The organism is Streptomyces bobili, assembly GCF_002154575.1.
Lineage (GTDB): Bacteria > Actinomycetota > Actinomycetes > Streptomycetales > Streptomycetaceae > Streptomyces > Streptomyces bobili.
Genome location: NZ_MUBA01000041.1, coordinates 1 through 5828, shown reverse-complemented (window position 1 = coordinate 5828; position 5828 = coordinate 1). Strand labels below are relative to the sequence as shown.

5 protein-coding genes are annotated in these 5828 nt (G+C 72.3%); 2 read left to right on the top strand and 3 right to left on the bottom strand.

Annotated elements, in window-relative coordinates:
• Positions 1-33: 33 nt before the first annotated feature.
• From BZL64_RS03965 to BZL64_RS03955, 3 genes are all read right to left on the bottom strand, one after another.
• Entirely contained in the window at positions 34-1665 is a 1632-nt protein-coding gene (locus BZL64_RS03965; RefSeq protein WP_086766193.1) for a phospho-sugar mutase, read from the bottom strand.
• 236 nt (positions 1666-1901) lie between these two features.
• Complete coding sequence (locus BZL64_RS03960; protein WP_086766191.1) at positions 1902-2726, bottom strand: purine-nucleoside phosphorylase; 825 nt, start codon at positions 2724-2726, stop codon at positions 1902-1904.
• Between the two features lie 134 nt (positions 2727-2860).
• A complete protein-coding gene (locus tag BZL64_RS03955; RefSeq protein WP_086766189.1) occupies positions 2861-3298 on the bottom strand; it encodes a gamma-glutamylcyclotransferase family protein in 438 nt (145 codons plus the stop codon).
• A gap of 117 nt (positions 3299-3415) precedes the next feature.
• Between BZL64_RS03955 and BZL64_RS03950 the strand changes: the two genes are divergently transcribed.
• The gene (locus BZL64_RS03950; protein ID WP_086766187.1) at positions 3416-4864 is read left to right on the top strand and encodes an NAD(P)H-quinone dehydrogenase; all 1449 of its coding nucleotides are present in this window, start codon (positions 3416-3418) and stop codon (positions 4862-4864) included.
• A gap of 178 nt (positions 4865-5042) precedes the next feature.
• On the top strand, positions 5043-5828 hold a 786-nt coding region (locus tag BZL64_RS03945; protein ID WP_086766196.1), incomplete at its 3' end, for a DeoR/GlpR family DNA-binding transcription regulator.

The following is a 5828-nucleotide window of genomic DNA, read 5'->3' as shown; positions in this document are numbered from 1 at the left end:
GTGCCACCGCGCGGTGGCACCCCCCTGCGCGGCTCAGATGCCGGCCGCCGCCGACAGGTCGCGCTTCACGGCCGCGAGCAGTTCCGCCGCGCGGGTGTGGGCCGCGGGGAGGCCGGCGGGCGAGCCGACCGGAACCACGACCTCCAGGTAGCACTTCAGCTTCGGCTCGGTACCGCTCGGCCGTACGACCACCCGCGCGCCGTCGAGCGTGTAGCGCAGCCCGTCGGTGGGCGGCAGCCTGTCCGTGCCCTTGGACAGGTCCTCGGCGCGGACGATCGCCAGCCCGGCCAGCTCGGTCGGGGGCCGCTCGCGCAGCCGCTCCATCGCACGGGCGATGACCGTCAGGTCCTCCACCCGCACCGACAGCTGGTCGGTGGCGTGCAGCCCGTGCTCGACGGCGAGGTCGTCGAGCAGGTCGAGCAGCGTGCGGCCCCGCTCCTTCAGCTCGGAGGCCAGCTCGGTGACGAGGAGGGCGGCCGTGATGCCGTCCTTGTCGCGCACCCCCTCGGGGTCGACGCAGTAGCCGAGGGCCTCCTCGTAGCCGTAGCGCAGGCCGTCGACGCGGGCGATCCACTTGAAGCCGGTCAGGGTCTCCTCGTACGGCAGTCCGGCCTTCTCGGCGATCCGGCCGAGGAGGGAGGACGACACGATCGACTCGGCGAACGTCCCGCGCGCTCCACGGCTCACCAGGTGGGCGGCGAGCAGGGCGCCCACCTCGTCGCCGCGCAGCATCCGCCACCGCTCGCCGTCCCGGACGGCCACGGCGCACCGGTCGGCGTCCGGGTCGTTGGCGATGACCAGGTCGGGGTCCGTCTCGCGGGCCTTCGCGAACGCGAGGTCCATCGCGCCCGGCTCCTCCGGGTTGGGGAACGCGACCGTCGGGAACTCCGGGTCGGGCTCGGCCTGCTCGGCGACCAGCACCGGCTCGGGGAACCCGGCGCGGGCGAAGGCGGCCAGCAGGACGTCCTTGCCGACGCCGTGCATCGCCGTGTAGACGGTGCGCGCGGTGCGGGCGGACCCGGCCGACAGGACCGCGTCCGTACGGGCCAGGTAGGCGTCGAGGACCGAGTCGTCCAGGACCTCCCAGCCGCCGTCCGGACGCGGAACGTCGTCCAGGGAGCGGATCGCGTCGATCTCGGCGGCGATCTCCGCGTCGGCGGGCGGCACGATCTGCGAGCCGTCGCCCAGATAGACCTTGTAGCCGTTGTCGCGGGGCGGGTTGTGGCTGGCCGTGACCTCGACGCCGGCGACCGCGCCCAGATGCCTTATGGCGTACGCCAGGACGGGGGTCGGCAGCGGGCGGGGGAGGACGGCCGCGCGCAGGCCCGCGCCCGTCATCACGGCGGCCGTGTCGCGGGCGAACGCCTCCGACTTGTGGCGGGCGTCGTAGCCGATGACGACGAGGCCGTCGCGGCTGCCCTGCTGGTGGAGGTACGCGGCCAGGCCTGCGGCGGCGCGGATCACGACGGCGCGGTTCATGCGCATGGGGCCCGCGCCGAGTTCGCCCCGCAGGCCGGCGGTGCCGAACTGGAGGGTGCCGGCGAAGCGGGCGGTGAGTTCGGTGACGTCCCCCGCGTCGAGGAGGGCCGCGAGTTCGTCGCGGGTCTCCGGGTCGGGGTCCTCGGCGAGCCAGGTGCGGGCGCGAGCGATCAGGTCGTCGTGCACGGGTGGTCAACCTCTCGATTCGTACGTGAGTTGTCTCGCCCCCGCCGCCCCTTCCCTCCCCCACTCTCGGCTTCGCTCGAGCGGGGGACCCCCATCGAAGCCGGGGGCTGCCGCCCCCAGACCCCCGCTGCGGCCCTGAACGGGCCTCGTCCTCGATCGCCGGACGGGCTGAGGTGCCTGATCGGCGCCTGGCCGACCGGGTGGGCATGGGCCCCGGGGTCCGGGGGCTGTGGTTCTTACAGGCGGGACAGGACCTGGGTGAGGAGGGCGCCCATGCGGGTCGCGGAGTCGCGGCCCGCCTGGAGGACCTCCTCGTGGTTCAGCGGCTCGCCGGTCATCCCCGCCGCGAGGTTCGTCACGAGCGAGATGCCCAGCACCTCGGCGCCGGCCTCCCGCGCCGCGATGGCCTCCAGCACCGTCGACATGCCGACCAGGTCCGCGCCGATCACCCGGGCCATGCGGATCTCCGCGGGCGTCTCGTAGTGCGGGCCGGGGAACTGGGCGTAGACGCCCTCCTCCAGCGTGGAGTCGATCTCCTTGCACAGCGCGCGCAGCCGCGGCGAGTACAGGTCGGTCAGGTCGACGAAGTTCGCGCCGACGATCGGGGAGGTCGCCGTGAGGTTGATGTGGTCGCTGATCAGCACCGGCTGACCGGGCCGCATGCCTTCGCGGAGTCCTCCGCAGCCGTTGGTCAGCACGATCGTCTTGCTGCCGGCCGCCACCGCCGTACGGACGCCGTGGGCGACCGCGGCCACCCCGCGGCCCTCGTAGTAGTGCGTGCGGCCGAGGAACACGAGGGCGCGCTTCTCGCCGATCCGGTACGAGCGGATCGTGCCGCCGTGGCCCTCGACGGCCGGCGGCGGGAAGCCGGGCAGCTCGGTGACCGGGAACTCGGCGTCGGGGACGCCCAGGGCGTCCGCGGCCGGTGCCCAGCCGGAGCCCATCACGAGGGCCACGTCATGGGTCTCGGCGCCCGTCAGTTCGCTCAGGCGCGCGGCTGCGGCGTCGGCGGCGGCGTGGGGGTCGCCCTGGATGTCGTCCGGGAGAAGAGATGCGTTCACGCGATGAGGGTAGCCGGTCCGGGCCTACGCGCGTAGATGACAGAGCCCACGGGATGCCGATCGTTGTCTTGTCGTTTCCGACGAAGTCGCGGCGGAGTTCCGGCGGAGTTCCGCCGAAGGAGGGGCCGAGCCGCTCAGCAGGGGCGTTTGCGCAGTTCCATCACGTAGTCGTGCGGTGCCCCCGCCGACTCCGCCGCGTCGGCGACCTCGCCCAGGTAGCGGGCGGAGGGCAGGCCGCCCTCGTAGCCGTTGAGGACGTACAGCCAGCTCTGTTCCTCGCCGTCCAGGGTGTGCACCCGCACCCGCATCCGGCGGTAGATGCCGAGGCCCACGCCCTCCCACCGGTCCAGCGACTCCTCGTCCGGCGGCGCCAGTTCGTACAGCGCGACGAAGACCTGGGAGAGGGGATCCTCCACGATCGTCGCGAGCGCGCCCTCCCAGCCCAGCTGCTCGCCCCCGAACGTCAGCCGCCACCCGTTGAGCCAGCCGGTGGCGCGCAGCGGCGAGTGCGGAGCGCGGCGGGACATCAGCCGCGAGTCGAGGTTGCCGGCGTACGCGGCGTAGAGCGACATGCGACGAGACTACGGCAGCCGGTGCGCACGTCACCGCTGTCTTCCGTGGTCCCGGTGGCCACGGGCGTACCGCCCCTTGGCCCCCCGGGGAAGTAGCACCTGCGTTCGTGCGGGAGAATGGAGTACGTGACTCGGATCGTGATCATCGGTGGCGGACCCGGCGGATACGAGGCGGCCCTCGTGGCCGCCCAGCTCGGCGCGGAGGTGACCGTCGTCGACTGCGACGGTCTGGGCGGGGCGTCGGTGCTGACCGACTGCGTGCCGTCGAAGACCCTGATCGCCACGGCGGAGGTGATGACCACCTTCGACTCGTCCTACGAGGAACTGGGCATCATCGTCGCCGACGACACCCCGCCGATGGAGCGGGCGGCCCGGGTGGTCGGCGTGGACCTCGACAAGGTCAACCGGCGCGTCAAGCGGCTCGCCCTCGCCCAGTCCCACGACATCACCGCCTCCGTCACCCGGGCCGGCGCCCGCGTCCTGCGCGGGCGCGCCCGGCTCAACGGCATGCAGGCCCTCGACGGCTCCCGCCAGGTCGTCGTCACCGCAGCCGACGGCACCGAGGAGACCCTCACCGCCGACGCCGTCCTCCTCGCCACCGGCGGCCACCCCCGCGAACTGCCCGACGCCCAGCCCGACGGCGAGCGCATCCTCAACTGGACCCAGGTCTACGACCTGCGCGAACTGCCCGAGGAACTCATCGTGGTCGGCTCCGGTGTCACCGGCGCCGAGTTCGCCGGCGCCTACCAGGCCCTCGGCTCCAAGGTCACCCTCGTCTCCTCCCGCGACCGCGTGCTGCCCGGCGAGGACCCGGACGCCGCCGCCGTCCTGGAGGACGTCTTCCGCCGCCGCGGCATGAACGTGATGGCCCGCTCCCGCGCCCAGTCCGCCAAGCGGGTCGGCGACCGCGTCGAGGTCACCCTCGCCGACGGCCGGGTCATCACCGGCTCGCACTGCCTGATGGCCGTCGGCGCCATCCCCAACAGCGCGGGCCTCGGCCTGGAGGAGGCGGGCGTCAAGGTCCGCGAGTCCGGCCACATCTGGACCGACCGGGTCTCGCGCACCACCGCCCCCGGCGTGTACGCCGCCGGTGACGTGACCGGCATCTTCGCCCTCGCCTCCGTCGCCGCCATGCAGGGCCGTATCGCCATGTACCACTTCCTCGGCGACGCGGTGGCCCCGCTCAACCTGAAGACCGTCTCCTCCAACGTCTTCACCGACCCCGAGATCGCCACCGTCGGCTACTCCCAGGCCGACGTCGACGGCGGCAAGATCGACGCCCGCGTGGTGAAGCTGCCGCTGCTGCGCAACCCGCGCGCCAAGATGCAGGGCATCCGCGACGGTTTCGTCAAGATCTTCTGCCGGCCGGGTACGGAGATCGTCGTCGGCGGTGTCGTCGTGGCGCCGCGCGCCTCGGAACTGATCCACCCCATCTCGATCGCCGTCGACAACAATCTGACGGTGGAACAGATCGCGAACGCCTTCACGGTGTACCCGTCCCTTTCGGGGTCGATCGCGGAAGTGGCACGGCAGTTGCACACCCGGAAGACGGGCGGGGACCTCTAGTCCCCATCGGGCGGCCGAAGTGGACTCCCCGCTGGTCACGGGGAGTTGCGGCCCGTGCGAGTGGCATAGGCGGGGTGACTGGGGCCCTATACCACTTCGTGTGGTGCTGTGCGAACAATTTCTGTTATTCGGCGCAAAGAGCTGAAAGCAGACGGTCGTCCGCGTTACTGTCAGTTTCGTGTTCGCTGCAGAACGTCGCCAATTGATCCTCGAAATGGTGCGAGCCAACGGAGCCGTGTCGCTCCGTGAACTCGCCCGCGTCGTCCAGACCTCCGAAGTGACCGTACGGCGGGACGTGCGCGCACTGGAGGCAGAAGGACTCCTCGACCGCCGGCACGGCGGTGCGGTACTGCCGGGCGGTTTCACCCGCGAATCCGGCTTTCCGCAGAAATCCCATCTCGCGACCGCCGAGAAGACCGCCATCGCCGACCTCGCGGCCAACTTCGTCGAAGAGGGCGAGGCCATCGTCGTCGGGGCCGGAACCACCACCCAGGAGCTGGCCCGTCGGCTCGCCCGGATCCCCGGACTCACCGTCGTCACCAACTCCCTGCTGGTGGCCCAGGCGCTGGCCCACGCCAACCGCGTGGAGGTCGTCATGACCGGCGGCACCCTGCGCGGCTCCAACTACGCCCTCGTGGGCAGCGGAGCCGAACAGTCCCTCCAGGGGCTGCGGGTCTCGCGGGCCTTCCTGTCCGGGAGCGGGCTGACCGCGGAGCGCGGTCTGTCCACCTCCAACATGCTGTCGGCCTCGGTCGACAGGGCCCTCGTCCAGGCCGCCGCAGAGGTCGTCGTCCTCGCCGACCACACCAAGCTCGGCACGGACACCATGTTCCAGACCGTGCCGACGGACGTCATCACCCGCCTGATCACCGACGAGCCGCCGGCGCACGACGACCGGGCCGGCACCGAACTGCAGGCTCTCGCCGATCAGGGGGTGCAGATCGCCGTGGCGGGGGCGTCGGGG

What these genes read in the sequence shown, in the direction of transcription:
- BZL64_RS03955 (WP_086766189.1), bottom strand. Translation starts at nt 3,298, where the DNA reads ATGTCGCTCTACGCCGCGTACGCCGGCAACCTCGACTCGCGGCTGATG.
- BZL64_RS03950 (WP_086766187.1), top strand. Translation starts at nt 3,416, where the DNA reads ATGGAGTACGTGACTCGGATCGTGATCATCGGTGGCGGACCCGGCGGA.